Here is a 17,046-nt window from a genome sequence, read left to right as displayed (position 1 = left end):
ACCTTTACACATTACACAGAGGTTGCCTAAGGTAATACTATACTTAGGCAACCATGCACCCGGCGCAACGCCACCCGCCAGCCGCGCCAGCGGCTCGGCGCGCAGGCGTTTTACGCCCTACTTGATACCCAAAAATGGTATCTTACGTAACAGCCACATCACAAAATCATAAATGTGTTCAAACTCAATCAATACCAGCACAATCGGCAAAACGATCTTAACCGTATTTAGATCAACAAACAGCCCTAGCAAGCTTCCAGCATTAGTAATGATCAACGATACATAACTATTAATCGCCGTTAAACCTTCCGCCGGAAATGGCGGCAAACTCGGAAAGATCGACAAGATCGCCTTAATAAGCGTAACCACAAGCGATATTAAACCTTCTAACAGCACTACCTTACCTCCTCATAAACCCATCTAATTTTTTACGAGCCAAATTAACCACCGCAAGCCAGATCACAGCGTTATTGATCGTCAGCATAAGCGACCGCATACGATTAAACACATCATTAGCTAACAAATCATCAAAACTATAACCGCCCGCAGGTATTAACACACCAAAACCCGGGATTGATACATCAGGCCAACTAAAGCCATAACTGCCCAAATCAGATATATTATCAAAGCTATGTAACACCGACGTAAATATATCAAACGGTGCAGATAAAAAACCCAGTTTAAGCTTTAATTCAGGGAAATCCGTCTGCATAAGACTCGCAAAAAAATCGCTGGACGGTATAAACAGTTTACCCAATAAATTAACAAAACCAGAAACCAAAGACCCCAACAGATCAGCCGTACCACTTAATATATCCCCTGCCTTATTAATCAATGCAACAAGGACATCCCATATATTAGTCGCTGATTGTTCCGGATTGCCAGGAACAAACGCACCGCCACCAGAACCACCATCCGGCGTTGGAGTAGGCGTAACATCCGGATCATCTGGCGGCGTAGGCTCTTGAGCCTTTAAACTAAAGCCCTTAATATCTACCCAAACGCCGCCATAATAAACAGACGCTGGCACCTCTATCCAGTCAGCGCCATTATATTGCTGTACATCCACAACTGTATAATCATCGGATACGGGCACATAGACATCACCTTTAACTGGCGCAGACGATCTAACGCCGCCAAATTGTTGTGATGTAATCGGTATAATAGACTTAATCAAAATATGATTTTCCGGCGATATTTCCGGAAGTACATACACTAAATTAGTATCAAATTGCGTACTTGATGGAGTATAATTGGTTACCCCATCATGCACTGCTTTACCGGATATACGCAACTCATCTATATAAGTAAATTGTGTGGTAAGATTAGCCCTCATGCGTAACGATATAGACGACACAGGATCAGTATAATCAGACAATGTATCAACCAAAACACCATTAACATAATAATATAATGTACTACCTTTACGCTCCAAACTATATGTAGACCAAGAACCAGTCGTTACAATATTTTTGCTTGGTATTGTACTATAAGCCGTTGTATTAGGTGTATCAATAACATCCCAATCATCCCGATGCCAAACCAAAGACGGACAAGTAACATTAAATCCTAAACGATGAGCAAAAACCCAATTATCCTGTATAAAACGCCGAGTTAAAGCCGCTCCATACTTGCCGTTACGATCAATCGCATATGATGTCATAGCCTCACCATTTATAAACAAATTATGATAATTATTTAAAGGATACCAAATACCATCACCACTTTTTTTAGCAGGTATATTTGTTTTATTAACATCAGATAAATACGCCCGCCACTCAATACTAAAATCACCGTTCATTGATGTATCAACAGTAAATTTATGTTCGATATCCGGACTAAAATATAAATAACCTTGAAAATTACTATCTACCGTTAAATAATCGGTACTAGCACCACTATCCCATTTCAAGGGCAAATTATTAATACTACTATCATAAGTATCACCATTAAAATGATATAAAGCTAAAGTCCGATCATTATCATATACAGTATCATAATTTGTAATGTTATAATTAAGCACATAACCCTTTATATCATCCTCAGTCATATTAAAACTACTTCTGCCATCCGGCAATTCAAAATAATATTTTTTACTCGCTTCCTGGCCATTACTATCAATCATAGTATAATATGTATAATTATAAGTATATTGATATTTATAAGTATAATTGTTATTTGTAGTATAATAATAATTGTTTTTTATATCATAATACATATTTGTATAATTATTAGTAACATACTCATTATTATTAGTAACGTATGTATAAGTATTATTTGTTGTATTGACAAAGTTATTATAAACCGTATCACCAGCATTATAAATCGTACCATTGCCACCAGTATAATAATTTCTACCACCACTATAACCCTTTGTATAACGTCCATCTGCTTCATTTTCTTTTACTCGTTCATCCACGTACTTGCAAGACGTATAATTACCATCTGCAAAACATTTTAAACTATGCTCAAGTATCTTTTTCTGCGCGTCAGCATAAACTGAGTTACCGCCTAAAATACCCTTAACTAAACGATAAGCGCCATCAAGACCGCTTTGAAAAAAATCAGCCGCCGCTTTACGATTATCCGCCGCCCACTCCTCATAATTTTTATATCCATCTTGGATAATGCCCCAAATATCTACACCATTAACATTTAAAATACCGTTACTAGCGGCATAAGCTGGCGTTATTTGAGCAAAAAAACAAGGCGCTACTAAGCAAACACATAGCAACACCTTAACCCATCGTTTAATCATATAATCACCCCTTTAAAAAATCCCTTACAATAACGTAAACCAGCAACAACGCCAACAACGTCAAAAGTCCAAAATGTATTTCACGATCACGCTTATACAGCTGATCAACAATCAAATACTGATCAGCCTGATCTTGCCGTATCAGCTCAAGCGCCGCAGTAACCGGACTAAGGTCCACAAATTCCACCGCAGACGACCCAGCACCCTCAACAGGTGCAGGTGCTGGCGTACCTTCCAAATCAGACGTTTCATTATTCGTTTCACCTTCTTCAGGTAACGCCGTTTCTTCTGGTGCTTCTTCATATACATTCATTAAAAATTCGACCGTCCTTTCACCATTGCTATAAAAAAGCTTAAAAGTCTACTGCACACCGCAAATAAGACAGCAATCGGCGCAACTTGTGCCGCCATTGCTACCGCCATATCAAACCCCGCTTGTATCTCGATCATGATCGTATATATCTCCCTTCTTGAGTTCATTACTTACAAATTTAGTTTTAGATATTGTATAGTACGTATCGTAACGACCATACATTTTAGGATTATGTATACTCCAAAAATTGCGAAGCACTTTACCCTCAACATGCATATCATCTTTATTACTTTCTACACTATCGCGATCAACAAGGCTGTTTTTTTGTATACAGCCAAAATATTTTTTACAGCTGATAATCGCACTAAACTGCTCTCTTAGCGGCTTAGCCATACGCCCGAAGATCTGGCTTGTACAAACTATATGCTTACGCTGTTTCCTTTGTTGTGCGATCTGCGTCATAACTTCCGGATTGATATTTTTACTTTCTAAGCTGTTAAAATATAAATGGATTTCATCAATTAAGTATATAACCCCTTCCTCGCCATTTTCATAACGCGAAAGATCATCGGCGTCATTAAACGGGAAAACCCGGTTTGTACGAAGATATAAGTCATACATATACGCATGTTCCCAATACTCCATCTGTGCGGCAGTATAACGGTTTGATACCGCTATACTAAACTGTTTTAACCATGCGTCATAAGTGACAATAGGATAATCCTTAAGCATTAAGTTTGTTACAAGTTTTGCTTTTGGATACATCTCCATAAGCTTATAAACATAATTAACCGCACTTAATGTTTTGCCCGTACCCTGAGCACCTACAAAGCAAACAAGTCCATCAGGGTTAAAATAAGTCGGATGTGATACATTAAAATCAATCTTGTACCTAAACCACTCTAAAGCACTTTTTAAACTAAATGGCTCTTTAGCCGCTACTGCGTCAATCATCTAATCACCTCAATTACTAAATCCTTTACCTGTGCGACCTCATCCCCCGGATGGGTTAGATCAATGTATAAATCAATGCCAGTGATCAACCATAACAATTTATACGCTGGCAATATAAAGTCACGTAAATAAAACCGTGATGTAAGCGTCTTTAAGTCACAAACTTGATATTTTACAGATATTTTATAGACCACGTTAGCCCTCCTAACCGTCGGGGGCTGTCAGCGCTGTAACCGTCACACGTCTAAGACGTGTAACACAGCACCGACAGCAAGGAAGCATTATTTTAAATCGCTATCGCGATCTTTACCCCTAACGCTTTGCTAAATTTGCTTTAAAAAAACATATTTTACAAATTCAAAAAAGAAAATCGGCAAGAACAGAAAAAACCAAAGATAAATTAAAATTTTAAACATCATTTCTATCAGCATAACTATCTCCTGATTTATAAAAATACTCGCGTGAGCAACTATCCAAATACAAATCCCACTTCAAAACAGCAAAAAAGCCAACCAAAAAAAACGGGAACAGAAACAAATAAAACAATGAATCTCGGATTAAAAAAAACGTACAAATACAAGTGAAAAAATGGCAGAAAAATATCAATTGATATAATCTCCGGTTTTTCGATAACTTCGATTTTTTAAAACTTTCAACAAAAGAAATAATAGCCCATCTTATAATTAAACATATCAGAAAAGCAAAAGGCGAAAATAAAGCGACTAATAAAAAACGGATAGCTGAATTCATTTTTAAAATATCTCCTTTTTAATTTAAATTGATAAGCAACGTAATAAGTGCCAAACCTTAGGGGCGTGCCCCTCGTCGCAAGCTCCTCACCCACTCTATGGCCTGCGTCTCTATCTTAGTATTTGCCTGCGCAAATACAGAGATTGCCCGCCATCCGGGCAGACTACAAGCCAATGAACCGCCACTATAAAGCCGATAGGGTGCGCCCCACGCTCGCGCTCAAGGGGCGGGCGACCGTGCACCACCGCCGACCCTTTACGGCTGGCGGTGGTTCGAGCGGCGCTAGCTAGACTTCTTCGCCCATCCCAAGCAGAAAGCCACGTAAATACTGTACACCCTCTAACTCATTTAAATGACCAGCATATTTAATTGCCGCTTTAATTTGCGTAAGCTGATCAATAAGCATAATTGTGTAATGCACCATTACATTAAACTCATCAGCTTCAGATTGCGACATTTCTTCATCCGGCTCAATATATCCAATAACCTTATACCCAATATATTCCGTCGCAATTTTTGACGCTAACGCCGCCGCTAAGCGTACCAACTCAACCATCAGTTCATCATAATTCATTTCTGTAACTTTCTTCATTTTCTTTTTCTCCTTTAAAAATCAAAGGACTGGAGCTTTAAGCCCCAGCCCCTTGAAGGTTGTTAAACGCTAAGTCTGCCCTTGAATACAGCGGATTGGAACATCTGCTTAGACTTGCGGACGCCGAACCACATCAAGACAAAGCCCATGCCCACGCCGATGATCGTTGCCAACACTGCAAGCAACGCTTCAGGCGTTAAAGCACCCGTCATTGCCGTAATAAATGGGGTTAAATCCGGAATTGTTGCGCCGCCAACTTCTTCAGCGAGTGGTACTAAAGCCATAATCATTTTCATTTTTTTCTCCTTTTCGTTCTACACAAATTTCAATTTATATCAACGATTGCAGTTGCGCACCTGCATTCGGCGATACCGTCAATATCGGAACGATGTACCAAGTAAAATAGGTATCACCATCCCACTCATCAATCCAATCAAAGCTTTCGACGTATGCCGCCATAGACGGTAAATGCTTAACCCGCATATCTGCCGCAAACGTCATAACATCGCCCATTTTGATCAGATACCGCTTTGTTACGACCTTAGCGGTCATTGCGGCTACATCTAAATCCTGATATATCTGACATATCCTTTTTAGATCATCTTTATAAATGTGGTTGGTAAACATTTCCAGCCCTCTTTTATTGTAAAGCTTCGTTTACAAAAAAATTACTGGTAAATTCTAAAAATCTTACGCTTTTTGCTGATTACGAATCTGATCTGACAAAATGCCCTGAAGCATGTACTTCTCAGCAGGCGATAAAAAAATCATTTTGTCATAACCATTAGGGAAACTCAACGCCAAATACTCAAATGGCTTACCTGCCTTACTCACTCCTGTTTTTAATTCTGCTTCTAACTTGATTTTCATTTCTCTTTTTTCTCCTTTTCTATCGGAATAATAACTATTAAATTTTTTTGATATTTAGATTACTATTAAATATTTTTGCTAATGTATATTTATCCAATTTTTATATTTAGAATAAGGGATTTGATCGTTGTAATATAGAAAATAAACGCCGCAGAGAGAACACTCCCGTCTGCGGCGTCGCTGGTTTTATTTCAAATATGATAAATACGATTCGCCATATTCCGGCATAGAAACTTCAAAATTCTCGGCTACCGTCGCGCCCAGATTGGCAAACGTATTCGCCAGCGGCAATAAACCGGAGCCTTGATGCGACGGCGAATACAGGATCAAAGGCACCATCTCACGCGTATGGTCTGTTCCAGTATGACAAGGATCGTTGCCGTGATCGGCGGTAATGATCACCAGATCCTCTTCCCGCAGTTGTCCCAAGAACGTTGTTAACAGCTGATCATAATCCTCCAATTCCTGCGCATAACCCTGCGGGTTGCGGCGATGCCCCCATTTCGCATCAAAATCAACCAGATTCACAAAACACAGACCGGTGAAATCCTTCTGCGTCAATTCGATCGTCTGTTCCATGCCGTGATGGCTGCTTGTCGACTTATACGCTTCCGTAATCCCTTCACCGTCAAAGATATCTTTAATCTTGCCAACGCTGATCACATCATAGCCCTTATCCTTCAGCTCATTTAACACAGTGCGGCCAAACGGTTTCAACGCCAGATCATGACGATTGCTGGTGCGGGTGAAATGGCCTTTGCCTTCACCGATAAACGGCCGGGCGATGACGCGCCCCACCTTCCATTCATCCTTCATCGTCAGCTCGCGGGCAATCTCGCAGCAGCGATACAGCTCCTCTAAGCCGAAGACTTCTTCATGGGCAGCGATTTGCAGCACGGAATCCGCCGATGTATAAACGATCATATCCTTGGTCTTCATGTGATGCTCACCCAGTTCATCCAGAATCTCCGTCCCGCTGGCTGATTTGTTGCCGACAATCTTATAGCCTGTGCGTTTTTCCAGCTCGTCGATCAATTCCTGCGGAAATCCGGTGTCCGTAAACGTCTGGAATGGTTTATCGATGTATAAGCCCATCATTTCCCAATGACCAGTCATGGTGTCCTTGCCGACCGAAGCTTCCAGCATTTTTGTGTAATACCCCTGCGGATCGCGCTGCGGTTCTACGCCCAGGATCGAATGCAGGTTGCCATAGCCCAGCTTTTCCATCGCCGGCATCGTCAAGCCACCGACCGTTTTTGCGATATGACCGATCGTATCCGCCCCGCGGTCCCCGTAATGTTCGGCATCCGGCATTTCACCGCAGCCGACAGAATCCATTACAATTGTAAATATCCGTTTATATTTCATCGTCATTTTCTCCTTCTTGATCCATCAATTTTCCAAGCCCTTCATCATAAGCCGTCCGCAGCCGGTTGCGGTCGATGTGCGTGTAGATCTGCGTCGTCGTGATATCGGAATGACCTAATAATTCCTGAACGCTGCGCAGATCCGCGCCCCCTTCCAGCATGTGCGTGGCGTAGGTGTGGCGAAGCTTATGCGGCGTGATCGGCTTCTGAATTCCAGCCTGGATACACACTGATTTTATCATACTTTCGATGGAAGCAGTAGTCGTTTTCTTGCCCAGCCGGGTAATAAACAGCCAGGACGTCGGTTTTTTCTGATATAGCGGGCGGACGGTATCGACATATTCGCGTACAATTTTTATCGTCTGCTTCGGCATCGGCACTAACCGCTCCTTATTCCCTTTGCCCCAGACTCGCAGCATCCCCAATTCCAGATCCACCTGATTCATTGTCAACGCCGCGCATTCGCTGACGCGCAGCCCGCATCCATAGAGAAGTTCGGCAACCGCATGCCAGCGGATATCCTCCGGGCTATGTCCGAACTGTGCCATGATCTTCTCTATTTCATACCGCGTGCAGTAGACCGGCAAGGACTGCGTTCGCTGCAGCTGCTCCAGATATTCCGCCGGATCTGGTTCGTCAAAGCGAAAGGCCAAAAACTGATGGAATCCGCGGATTGCGGTGATTGCGTGATTAACAGAAGCGGCGGCGTGATCACGCGCCAGAACCCGCACATATTCCTCCAGCATCGCCGAATTAATCTGATCGATCCGGTCGATTTCTTTCTGCGCAAGAAACTGAAAATACCGGCTGAGATCATTGCGATAGCCGGCAATCGTTTTTTCTGATTTTGGGAACTGAATTGAGATGTAAATCAGATATTGCCGGAAGGCTTCCTCTAGCGTCATATTCTCCCTGCTTTCCAGCTTTATTATACCAGAGTTATTCCATCATGGCGAAAATTTCCATCAAGCGGATGACCAGCGTTGATTTAATCCAGGCGGAAAAGAAGATCAGCAGCAAGGAAACGATTAAAACGTTTAAGCGGCTGTTGATCAGCTGGATCAATGAAAAATCACTGCGGCTGTAACCCAGACAGCGCTGGATCAAAGCATAGGAGATTTCCGTGCTGATCACCGAGACGAGAAACAAGGCGATCAAATCGAACAGAATCTGCGGAATCAGCGTTAACAGGATCCCTAAGACCCCTTTCAGCTGATAGGTCAGAACGTATAAAACGCAGGAAAATCCGATCTGGACGCCCTTGGTGAAGACGATAAACCCGATCAGCGGAATCCCGGCCAAGGAGAAGCCGAGAAAAAAGATCGCCAGCATGAATAAAATGTTGGTGACAAACTGACTTGTAAAAAACGACTGCGGTTCCACGCTGGTGATCACCGTCGTCAATAAGTAAGAAGACAGCCGCTCGACATCGGCGCTGCTGATCCAGCGGGAAAGCAGGACGCCGGTAATCATGCCGAAAATCAACAGAATTAATAAGAAGTTGATGGAGTTTTTATGCTTATTGGAAAAATTCTTCAACTGGGGTTGTATTGTTTTCATAATTCCCTCCTGGTATCAATGTATGACAGCCAGGAAAGATTAGACTTATTTCTTATGCTTGTCAGCCGCTGTTTTTTTAATCAGTGCGGCGGCGGTTGTCAGCTTGCCGCCCAAAGTGAGCTGTTGATTAAGCTGACTGATGAGATCGAGCGTTGCGCAGGCCGGATCGACGGGCGGCGCTTCAAACAGATTCATCTGGATTTTCTGGTCATGGATGCTGCTGAGCGAACCGACGCCAATGCCTAAATGACGCATTGGCTGATCTTCATAGTTTTCATCGAACAGCTCCATCGCCAGCTCGAACAAGTCTTCGCTGCGGTACACCGGATGATCCAGCTTCCGCGAACGGACGTTGGTGTTAAAGTCGAAATAGCGGATGGAAATGGAAACGATCGTCCCCATTTTATCTTCTTCGATCATGCGTTCGCTGAGCTTATTCGCCAGCTTGCGAAACAGCGTCCGCACTTCTTCTTCAGTAGAGAAATCATAATTCAGCGTTGTTGACTGGCTCATCGACTTAATTTCGGCATCGCTGATAATTTCGCGGTCATCCTCGCCGTTTGCCCGCTGAATGTAGGTCATCGTATTTTTTCCCAGCAACGGCCGCAGCTGTTCTGGATCGGCCGCAGCCAGATCGCCGATCGTCTTAATCCCTAACGCTTTCATCTGCGGGGCGGTTTTCTTGCCGATTCCGCGCATGTCTTCAATCGGCAGCGGCCACAGCTTCACCGGAATCTCCTGTTTCCGCAAGACGGTGATCCCCATCGGTTTTTTCATATCGCTGGCCATCTTGGCCAGAAATTTATTCGGGGCGACGCCGATCGAACATTTTAAATGCAGATCGGTCAGCAATTCCTGCTGCAGCTGCCACGCTAAATCCAACGGCCGCGGGAAACGATGAATTGCCTGACTCATATCGGCATAGCATTCGTCAATGCTGGCCTGTTCAACACGGTCAGTGTACTTCTTTACATACGAAATGAACTGTTCGGAAAGCTGCTCATAATAGCCGTGATGTCCTTTGACGACGACTAATTGCGGGCATAATTTCAAGGCTTCGTTAATCGGCATTGCCGAGTGAACGCCGAACTGCCGGGCTTCATAGGAGGCGGTGGACACGACGCTGCGCTTGGTCAGACCGCTGACGACGACCGGTTTTCCTTCCAGCGAGGGGTCAAGCAGAATTTCTGCGCTGGCAAAAAAAGCATTTAAATCAATATGATAAATAACCCGGCCCACGCGGTGCTCCCCCTTTCTTTCTTTTCTATAGAACAATTTTATCGACTGCTTCTTCAGAAACTGAACCTGATTCACGTCGAATATTTCGGCTCAACGCAGAGTTTACGCAAATTGCTCAGATCCTATTTTAGCGAATCCATCGTGATTTATTATAGCACGGACTTGAAGATCTTTCATCTTTCAGGTTAGAAAAAACGGAAGATTTCTCCTCCGTTTACAGGTGATGCTGTTATCCGATTTTAGCGTAGCTGCCGGTATTGTTTTTAATCCGGTGTTCCAACCGCAGCTTGTCGGCGATCATGGCGATAAATTCTGAATTGGTCGGTTTGGCTTTGGACGCGCTGATTGTATAGGCAAAGATTTCGTCAATCGCATCGATGTTGCCGCGGTTCCAGGCGACTTCGATCGCATGCCGGATCGCCCGTTCTACGCGGGAGCTGGTCGTCATATAGCGGCGGGCAATTTCCGGATAGAGTACCTTGGTGATCTGACCGAGATAATCAACGTTTAAGTAAGTTTCCAGAATCGCGGTACGCAGATACATATACCCTTTGATATGCGCAGGAATACCGATTTCATGCAAGATCTCCGTGATTTCCCGTTCCAGCTGAAGGCGCATCATCCGTTCATCATCTTGATTTTCGTTGGCGTTGGCTGGCATCGCAGACGGTGTTGGAGCAGTGACTTTCTGATAGCTGCAGACCTGAGCGATTTTCTCGCTGACCGTCTTGGGATCCACCGGTTTCATCAGAAAATAATCAACTTGGTATTTCTGCATTTCCGTCACCATGAAGTCGTTGATAAAACTGGATGTACATAAAATTTTTCCAATCCGAATCCCCTCCCGGCTCAATGTGCTGAGGACTTCCATCCCGTCGAGTTTAGGCATAATGCAGTCAAGGACCAGAACGTCAGGATGGCTCACCCGTATTCGTTCAAGACATTCCTGGCCATCTTTGCAGCTGGGTAAAAGCAGCCAATCGTTTTTCTTCCGCAATTCCTGTTCCATTTGTTCTCTGATCTCGCTGTTGGATTCACACAACAGGATTCTGATCTGTTTCATCTTGTTCACTCCTCTGTTCGATGTTTCCATTTTATGGAATTTTGAATGAAAAAGAAGTCGAAACAGGTCGAAGTCCACGGAAAAGTTTCTGCTATTTTGCCTATTTTTGAGTTCAAGTCAAAAGAAATGCCTGAAATTCAGGCATTTCCTTAGTTTGTGTCTGTTATTCGCTCTGCGCTTCTTCCAGCATCCAGTCGATGTAAATCCCGTAACCGTTGTCGGGCTGACTGGTGACCATGTGTGTTACTGCACCGATAAGCTTGCCATTCTGCAAAATCGGCGATCCGCTCATTCCCTGGATAATCCCGCCGGTTTGGTTAAGCAGTGCAGGATCAGTAACCTGAAATTGGATTCCTTTCACGGCTTGTCCATTTTGCTTTCTTACCTCGGTAATCTGGATTGTGTAACGCTTTGGTGTAGTTCCCTGAATGACGGTATAAATTTCTGCCGGCCCAACAGTGACTTCCTCACGCGAGGCAACAGGGACGCTCTGCGCGGCAGAAGGCAATGTCTGAACTTTCCCATACAATCCGTAAATCGTGTTTTTACTGACGGTTCCAATGGGAACCAAGCTCTCCGATTGACAGATCTTCTCACCGGGGTTGCCGGAGGTTGAACGTCGGACTGAAACGACGGTGGCTTCAAAAATCTGCCCCATCGTCACATCCGCAGGATGACTTTGACCTTCTTCTGCGATTTCATGTCCCAAAGCCGCGAACGTCTTTGTCGAAGGATCATAGAATGTCATCGTACCGACCCCCTTGATCTTATCTTTGACGTACAACCCTGTTTTAAACACTTTCTCGGATTCCAGATAACAGACAAACAGCGAAGCAGCTTCCCGCTGTCCATTACGGATGACGGTGACAGGAACCTGGTTTCGTTCCTTCTGCAGCGTCTTCAGATTCGCAAACAATTCTTCCAAGGAAGTCACGGCTCGTCCGTTGGATTCGATAATCCGATCCCCTACCTGTACCGTTCCTTCCTTCGCTGCGGACAACGTCTCCCCCTTAACTTCAAAATCATACATACCGCTGACATATACGCCTTCGTAATTGACTGTGATCGCAATCGTATCGCCGCCCAGAATTACGGTTTTCTCCTGGGCTTGAACAGGCAAAAGCGTTAACGTCAATAGGAAGGCCGTCAGACTCAAAAATCTTCTCATGGCCTCACCTCCGCAGTACTGATAGTATGGCGCTTCCGCTAGTCAACTATATCCAGAAAATCTTACCAAGACTTTAAAAAACAGGAAAACAAGCGAACCTGGCCGCCAATAAATCACGGATTAACTTAACTCAAATCACTCTAAAGAAGCTCAGACAATAGGCCGAGCGAAAGATCGATCAAAAGAAAAACGCCGATTCAGTGTCAAAGATTACAAATCTTGGCGTTGCTCGGCTTCAATCTCAGCTCTTCGTTCTTCCTTTGCCAGCTGAGCCGTCCATTGACGACGGATCCCCCTGTAAATGAAATAAAACGGTATACCTCCAATATCAAATGCCAAAGCAATGAGAAACAAGAGCGGCTGGAAAAGCAAAAAACTGACAACTGTCAGAATGACTCCTAAAATAATCGATCCTTTCGCAACTTTTTCCGCGATGATCATCTTGTTTAGAAAATCGTTCGCTTTTTCCTCTTCTGAATTAGTATCATTACCATATCTCATCTTTTATCCCTCCGCTTCTTTGCTGCATTTTAACTCTCGATGCTGCGTCCGCGGCATCCATTACAATCTCTGAATTTCGCTAAGAACTTCGCATTTTTGCACCTTACTAATAAAGCTTCACGCTTTCGTTCATTCATACTTTATTAAATCATATAATGAATTCGTTATAAAGGAAAGTTATTTTAAGCCCGCTGATTTCTAATCCTAGACGCCGGATTTACCCTTTTCTTCCTTAATGATATTGTCTGCGCCGATGCTAAGTCCTCGTTCGCTCTGCGCTATGCCCCGGCGGGAAAAGCCAAGCTCCGGAAGACCGTATGGAGATCTTTGCGAAAGAAAAGCACAGTCAAGCTGACCGTGCTTCCGTTACTTTCTTTTGATTGCGTTGATATAACTCCTGGGCTGCCTGCCGGGCGGTATCGGACAATTCGCCCTGGGAGATCAGGGCCAGCTGATCTACCCGTTCATCTTCGCTCAAACATTGGATTTGGGTTTCCGTGAAATCCTGTCCCTGACGCTTGGTGACATGGTAATGTTGATCTGCGCACGCCGCAACCTGCGCCAGATGCGTGACCGAGAAAACCTGCGCATCGCGGGCCAACAGACTCATCTTCAAGCCGATCGCAGTTGCGACCTGACCGCTGACGCCGGTATCAATCTCATCAAAGATGACGGTCTGAATACCTTCCAACCGGGTAAAGATTGTTTTCAGGCCCAGCATTAAACGGCTTAATTCACCGCCGCTGGCAACCTGCGCCAGGGAGCGGACCGGCTCGCCGGGATTCATGGAAATCATAAAATCGGCTTCGTCCAGGCCGTGCGCCGACGGCTTCGCGTCTTTCAGCTGCAAAATAAACCGTGCGTGCGGAAGCATTAAATCATGCAGATGAATTTCAACTTCCTTCTGCAGCGCCAGAGCTTTCTGCTGCCGGACCTGGCGCAGTTTCATCGCGGTTTCTTCAAATTGCTTGTAGGCGGTCTGCACCTGTTTCTGCAGCTCTTGCAAGTATTCCTGACGGTGCTCCTGTTGATTTAACTGCAGCCGGAAACTTTCTCCTTTTTCCAGAATTTCATTCAGGCTGCGGCCGTATTTTCGCTTTAAACGATTGATTTCAAACAGCCGGCTCTGAACTTCGTTGATTTGTTCCTCGCTGAATTCCAGCGATTCAAAATAACGCTGCAGCCGTTCTTTCAAATCCTGCAGACCGTAATAGTGCTCGTTCAACGCTTCGCTGATTTCCGCCAGTTCCGTTTCTTCCGGAAATCCGCCAGTCAGCCGCGCCGCCTCGTACAGCTGCGGAACCGTGCTTTGTTCGCCGTCCAGAATTTCCAGACTTTCCGCTACCCGCTGGTAGATTTTCTCGCGGGCCGCGATCCGCCGTTCGATCGCTTCCAGCTCCTCATCCTCACCCGGTTTCAGCTGCGCTTGTTCAATTTCATTCAGCTGAAACCGCAGGAATTCCAAGTCCTGCTCAGCCTTCGGGCTTCGCGCTTCCTCAAGTTGATCCTTCAGCTGTCGGTACGCTTTAAACTGAGTTTTAACGCTGGATAATAACGCTTCGTCATCCAGATATTGATCCAAAAGATTTAAAAACGAACTACGGTTTAATAAATATTGCGTATCATGTTGGGAATGAATATCAATTTCATGCCCCAGCAGCTCGCGGATGAAGTTCGCCGTGGTCACCCGGTGATTCAGCCGCATCTGGCTTTTGCCTTCCGCGCCAATCTCCCGGCTGATGACCACGTCCTCATCCCCATCAAAGCCGGCTTCCTGCAATAACGCCAGCACCCGCGGATTCGCGGAAAAATCAAAGACGCCTTCAATCAGTGCCTTATTTTCACCCTTTTTAACAAATCCTGCCTGAGCGCGCTGGCCGCAAAGCAAACTGATCGCATCGATCAAAATCGACTTGCCCGCGCCGGTTTCTCCGGTGAACACGCTGAAGCCCGCATCAAAATCCAAATCGGCCTCATCGATCAGAATGAAGTTTTTGACATACAGATGTTTAAGCATCAGCTTCCTCCTTCCGGAATGATTTAAGCTTCGCAGTATTCTTTAATCACATCGAACAAACTCAGAATATCTATTGATTCCAGCCGTCGGATTTTATTCAGCGAGCCCTGCGGTACGTAAGTATCGCCGATGCCGACGCGCCGGATGGACATCGCTGCCTGATGATCTGCCGCCCATTCCAGAATTGCACTGGAAAGCCCGCCTGCCAGCATATCTGTTTCATACACGATAACCGGTTTGCCTTCCTCCGCCAGCCGCTGCAGCATGACTTCGTCCAGCGGCTTGAAGAACCGGGCATTGACAACCTGAACCGGCAGCGAATTGGTCAGCACTTTGGATACGACTTTATCGACATCCGGACCATAAGTCACGACGGTGCATCGGTGATCAGGCTCCGTATTGACAAGCGTCCAGCTGCCAACCGGAATTGGTTCAGCCTGCGCCAGCTCGTTATACAGCGCAGTCCCGCGCGGATAGCGGATCGCCATCGGATGCGGCTGGGCAAACGCCGTTGCCATCAGCTGCTGGGCTTCCCCAGCATCTTTAGGCTGAGCTAAAATCAGATTCGGCAAAGAACGCAGGATCGCGATATCGAAGACACCGTGATGCGTATCGCCGTCTTCCCCCACCAGTCCGGCCCGGTCAATACCGATCACGACCGGCAGATCCATCCGGCAAATATCATGATTGATCTGATCGTAACAGCGCTGCAGGAATGAGGAATACAACGAGATAAACGGCCGTTTTCCGCTGATCGCCAGTCCGGCGCAGAACGTCGCCGCATGTTCTTCGGCAATCCCGCAGTCAAACGCGCGCTCCGGGTAAACCGCGAAGAATTTTTCCAGCTTGCTGCCGGTGATCATTGCCGGCGTCACCGCGACGATATCTTTGTTGTCCTTCGCTAAACGAACCAGTGTCTCACTGATGACTGAGGACCATGAAAGATAGCCCGCCGGCGTTGCCGACAACGGTTTTCCCGTCTGGGGATTGAACGGTCCGACGCCATGCCAGACACCTTCTTTATCTTCCTCGCAATAGGAATAACCCTTGCCCTTTTTCGTCAGTACATGCACGACGACCGGCCCTTGATGGGATTTCGCAACCTTCAGGATCTGAATCAGGCTCTTGATGTCATGGCCGTCGACCGGTCCGAGATATTCCAGCCCGAATTCGCCGAACACACCGGTATCGATCACGCCTTTTTTCACGGCGTCCTTCATGTTCTGCAGACCGGTCAGCACCGCCTGACCGACATTGTTGCGGTTCAGCGCTGTCTTGAGATCGTTCTTTAACGCGTTGTAGGGCTTGGATGCGCGCAGCTTGGCAAAGTTCTGCGTCAAAACGCCGACATTTTCTGAAATCGACATGTTGTTGTCATTAAAGATGATGATGATGTTGCGCTGTTCGCTGCCGATTTGATTCAACGCTTCCAATGCCATTCCGCCGCCCAAGGCGCCGTCGCCGATGACCGGCACGACGTGGTATTGTTCATGGTTGAGATCCCGGGCAACTGCCATGCCTAACGCCGCCGACAATGACGTCGAGGAATGTCCTGCCTCCCAGACATCATGCTCGCTTTCGGCTCGTTTCTGAAAGCCGGACAGCCCCTCATACTGACGGAGCGAGTCAAACTGGCCGGCCCGGCCGGTCAAAATTTTATGCGTATAACATTGGTGTCCAACGTCAAAAAAGATTTTATCCTGCGGCGAATCAAACACCTTATGCAAAGCGATCGTCAGTTCGACGACGCCCAGATTGCTGGACAGGTGTCCGCCGGTCTTGCTGACATGATCGATCAGGAATTCCCGAATCTGTTGCGCCAGCGCTTTAAGCTGCCGCTGATCCAGCTGCTTTAAAAACGCGGGATCGTGTATATCGGTTAAATCCATTTCCG

General features: G+C 45.6%; 17 protein-coding genes. All 17 read right to left on the bottom strand.

The window, feature by feature from the left end:
• Window positions 1–117: 117 nt before the first annotated feature.
• Window positions 118–396, bottom strand: a complete 279-nt coding sequence (locus DWY25_RS11290; RefSeq protein WP_117895318.1) for a hypothetical protein — start codon at window positions 394–396, stop codon at window positions 118–120.
• A gap of 4 nt (window positions 397–400) precedes the next feature.
• Window positions 401–2,758 (bottom strand): LamG domain-containing protein, encoded by a 2,358-nt coding sequence (locus DWY25_RS11285; RefSeq protein ID WP_117895317.1) that lies wholly within the window; start codon window positions 2,756–2,758, stop codon window positions 401–403.
• 4 nt (window positions 2,759–2,762) lie between these two features.
• On the bottom strand, window positions 2,763–3,071 hold the full coding sequence (locus DWY25_RS11280; RefSeq protein ID WP_117895316.1) for a hypothetical protein: 309 nt from the start codon (window positions 3,069–3,071) through the stop codon (window positions 2,763–2,765).
• A 111-nt stretch (window positions 3,072–3,182) separates the two neighbouring features.
• A complete protein-coding gene (locus DWY25_RS11275; protein WP_117895315.1) occupies window positions 3,183–4,025 on the bottom strand; it encodes an ATP-binding protein in 843 nt (280 codons plus the stop codon).
• A gap of 1,036 nt (window positions 4,026–5,061) precedes the next feature.
• The gene (locus DWY25_RS11265) at window positions 5,062–5,367 is read right to left on the bottom strand and encodes a hypothetical protein (RefSeq protein WP_117895313.1); all 306 of its coding nucleotides are present in this window, start codon (window positions 5,365–5,367) and stop codon (window positions 5,062–5,064) included.
• A gap of 62 nt (window positions 5,368–5,429) precedes the next feature.
• The gene (locus DWY25_RS11260; protein ID WP_117895312.1) at window positions 5,430–5,663 is read right to left on the bottom strand and encodes a hypothetical protein; all 234 of its coding nucleotides are present in this window, start codon (window positions 5,661–5,663) and stop codon (window positions 5,430–5,432) included.
• A 34-nt stretch (window positions 5,664–5,697) separates the two neighbouring features.
• Window positions 5,698–5,994 (bottom strand): hypothetical protein, encoded by a 297-nt coding sequence (locus DWY25_RS11255; protein ID WP_117895311.1) that lies wholly within the window; start codon window positions 5,992–5,994, stop codon window positions 5,698–5,700.
• Window positions 5,995–6,057: 63 nt separating this feature from the next.
• Window positions 6,058–6,237 (bottom strand): hypothetical protein, encoded by a 180-nt coding sequence (locus tag DWY25_RS11250; RefSeq protein WP_117895310.1) that lies wholly within the window; start codon window positions 6,235–6,237, stop codon window positions 6,058–6,060.
• Window positions 6,238–6,423: 186 nt separating this feature from the next.
• Window positions 6,424–7,605 carry a phosphopentomutase gene (deoB, locus tag DWY25_RS11245; RefSeq protein ID WP_220412945.1) on the bottom strand — a complete coding sequence of 394 codons (1,182 nt, stop codon included), beginning with the start codon at window positions 7,603–7,605 and terminating at the stop codon, window positions 6,424–6,426.
• Window positions 7,595–8,509, bottom strand: a complete 915-nt coding sequence (locus tag DWY25_RS11240) for a tyrosine-type recombinase/integrase (RefSeq protein WP_117895308.1) — start codon at window positions 8,507–8,509, stop codon at window positions 7,595–7,597. Before DWY25_RS11240 ends, deoB begins: the two co-directional genes overlap by 11 nt.
• A gap of 34 nt (window positions 8,510–8,543) precedes the next feature.
• Window positions 8,544–9,164: a stage II sporulation protein M gene (locus tag DWY25_RS11235; protein ID WP_006060739.1), complete on the bottom strand. Its 621-nt coding sequence runs from the start codon at window positions 9,162–9,164 to the stop codon at window positions 8,544–8,546.
• 45 nt (window positions 9,165–9,209) lie between these two features.
• A complete protein-coding gene (dinB, locus tag DWY25_RS11230; protein ID WP_244925969.1) occupies window positions 9,210–10,403 on the bottom strand; it encodes a DNA polymerase IV in 1,194 nt (397 codons plus the stop codon).
• 229 nt (window positions 10,404–10,632) lie between these two features.
• On the bottom strand, window positions 10,633–11,466 hold the full coding sequence (gene spo0A / locus DWY25_RS11225) for a sporulation transcription factor Spo0A (protein ID WP_039865139.1): 834 nt from the start codon (window positions 11,464–11,466) through the stop codon (window positions 10,633–10,635).
• A gap of 163 nt (window positions 11,467–11,629) precedes the next feature.
• On the bottom strand, window positions 11,630–12,634 hold the full coding sequence (spoIVB, locus tag DWY25_RS11220) for a SpoIVB peptidase (RefSeq protein ID WP_117895307.1): 1,005 nt from the start codon (window positions 12,632–12,634) through the stop codon (window positions 11,630–11,632).
• A 210-nt stretch (window positions 12,635–12,844) separates the two neighbouring features.
• Complete coding sequence (locus DWY25_RS11215; protein ID WP_117895306.1) at window positions 12,845–13,135, bottom strand: hypothetical protein; 291 nt, start codon at window positions 13,133–13,135, stop codon at window positions 12,845–12,847.
• A 346-nt stretch (window positions 13,136–13,481) separates the two neighbouring features.
• Window positions 13,482–15,152 carry a DNA repair protein RecN gene (gene recN / locus DWY25_RS11210; RefSeq protein WP_117895305.1) on the bottom strand — a complete coding sequence of 557 codons (1,671 nt, stop codon included), beginning with the start codon at window positions 15,150–15,152 and terminating at the stop codon, window positions 13,482–13,484.
• 23 nt (window positions 15,153–15,175) lie between these two features.
• A complete protein-coding gene (gene dxs, locus DWY25_RS11205) occupies window positions 15,176–17,041 on the bottom strand; it encodes a 1-deoxy-D-xylulose-5-phosphate synthase (protein WP_117895304.1) in 1,866 nt (621 codons plus the stop codon).
• Window positions 17,042–17,046 lie beyond the last annotated feature (5 nt).

This window comes from Holdemania filiformis (assembly GCF_003459085.1).
In the GTDB taxonomy this organism is placed as follows: domain Bacteria; phylum Bacillota_I; class Bacilli_A; order Erysipelotrichales; family Erysipelotrichaceae; genus Holdemania; species Holdemania filiformis.
This window is presented reverse-complemented; position numbering and strand designations above follow the sequence as displayed.

What these genes read in the sequence shown, in the direction of transcription:
- DWY25_RS11260 (WP_117895312.1), bottom strand. Translation starts at nt 5,663, where the DNA reads ATGAAAATGATTATGGCTTTAGTACCACTCGCTGAAGAAGTTGGCGGC.
- DWY25_RS11255 (WP_117895311.1), bottom strand. Translation starts at nt 5,994, where the DNA reads ATGTTTACCAACCACATTTATAAAGATGATCTAAAAAGGATATGTCAG.
- recN (WP_117895305.1), bottom strand. Translation starts at nt 15,152, where the DNA reads ATGCTTAAACATCTGTATGTCAAAAACTTCATTCTGATCGATGAGGCC.
- spoIVB (WP_117895307.1), bottom strand. Translation starts at nt 12,634, where the DNA reads ATGAGAAGATTTTTGAGTCTGACGGCCTTCCTATTGACGTTAACGCTT.
- spo0A (WP_039865139.1), bottom strand. Translation starts at nt 11,466, where the DNA reads ATGAAACAGATCAGAATCCTGTTGTGTGAATCCAACAGCGAGATCAGA.
- DWY25_RS11250 (WP_117895310.1), bottom strand. Translation starts at nt 6,237, where the DNA reads ATGAAAATCAAGTTAGAAGCAGAATTAAAAACAGGAGTGAGTAAGGCA.
- deoB (WP_220412945.1), bottom strand. Translation starts at nt 7,605, where the DNA reads ATGAAATATAAACGGATATTTACAATTGTAATGGATTCTGTCGGCTGC.
- DWY25_RS11235 (WP_006060739.1), bottom strand. Translation starts at nt 9,164, where the DNA reads ATGAAAACAATACAACCCCAGTTGAAGAATTTTTCCAATAAGCATAAA.
- DWY25_RS11240 (WP_117895308.1), bottom strand. Translation starts at nt 8,509, where the DNA reads ATGACGCTAGAGGAAGCCTTCCGGCAATATCTGATTTACATCTCAATT.
- DWY25_RS11275 (WP_117895315.1), bottom strand. Translation starts at nt 4,025, where the DNA reads ATGATTGACGCAGTAGCGGCTAAAGAGCCATTTAGTTTAAAAAGTGCT.
- dxs (WP_117895304.1), bottom strand. Translation starts at nt 17,041, where the DNA reads ATGGATTTAACCGATATACACGATCCCGCGTTTTTAAAGCAGCTGGAT.
- DWY25_RS11265 (WP_117895313.1), bottom strand. Translation starts at nt 5,367, where the DNA reads ATGAAGAAAGTTACAGAAATGAATTATGATGAACTGATGGTTGAGTTG.
- DWY25_RS11280 (WP_117895316.1), bottom strand. Translation starts at nt 3,071, where the DNA reads ATGAATGTATATGAAGAAGCACCAGAAGAAACGGCGTTACCTGAAGAA.
- DWY25_RS11215 (WP_117895306.1), bottom strand. Translation starts at nt 13,135, where the DNA reads ATGAGATATGGTAATGATACTAATTCAGAAGAGGAAAAAGCGAACGAT.
- DWY25_RS11285 (WP_117895317.1), bottom strand. Translation starts at nt 2,758, where the DNA reads ATGATTAAACGATGGGTTAAGGTGTTGCTATGTGTTTGCTTAGTAGCG.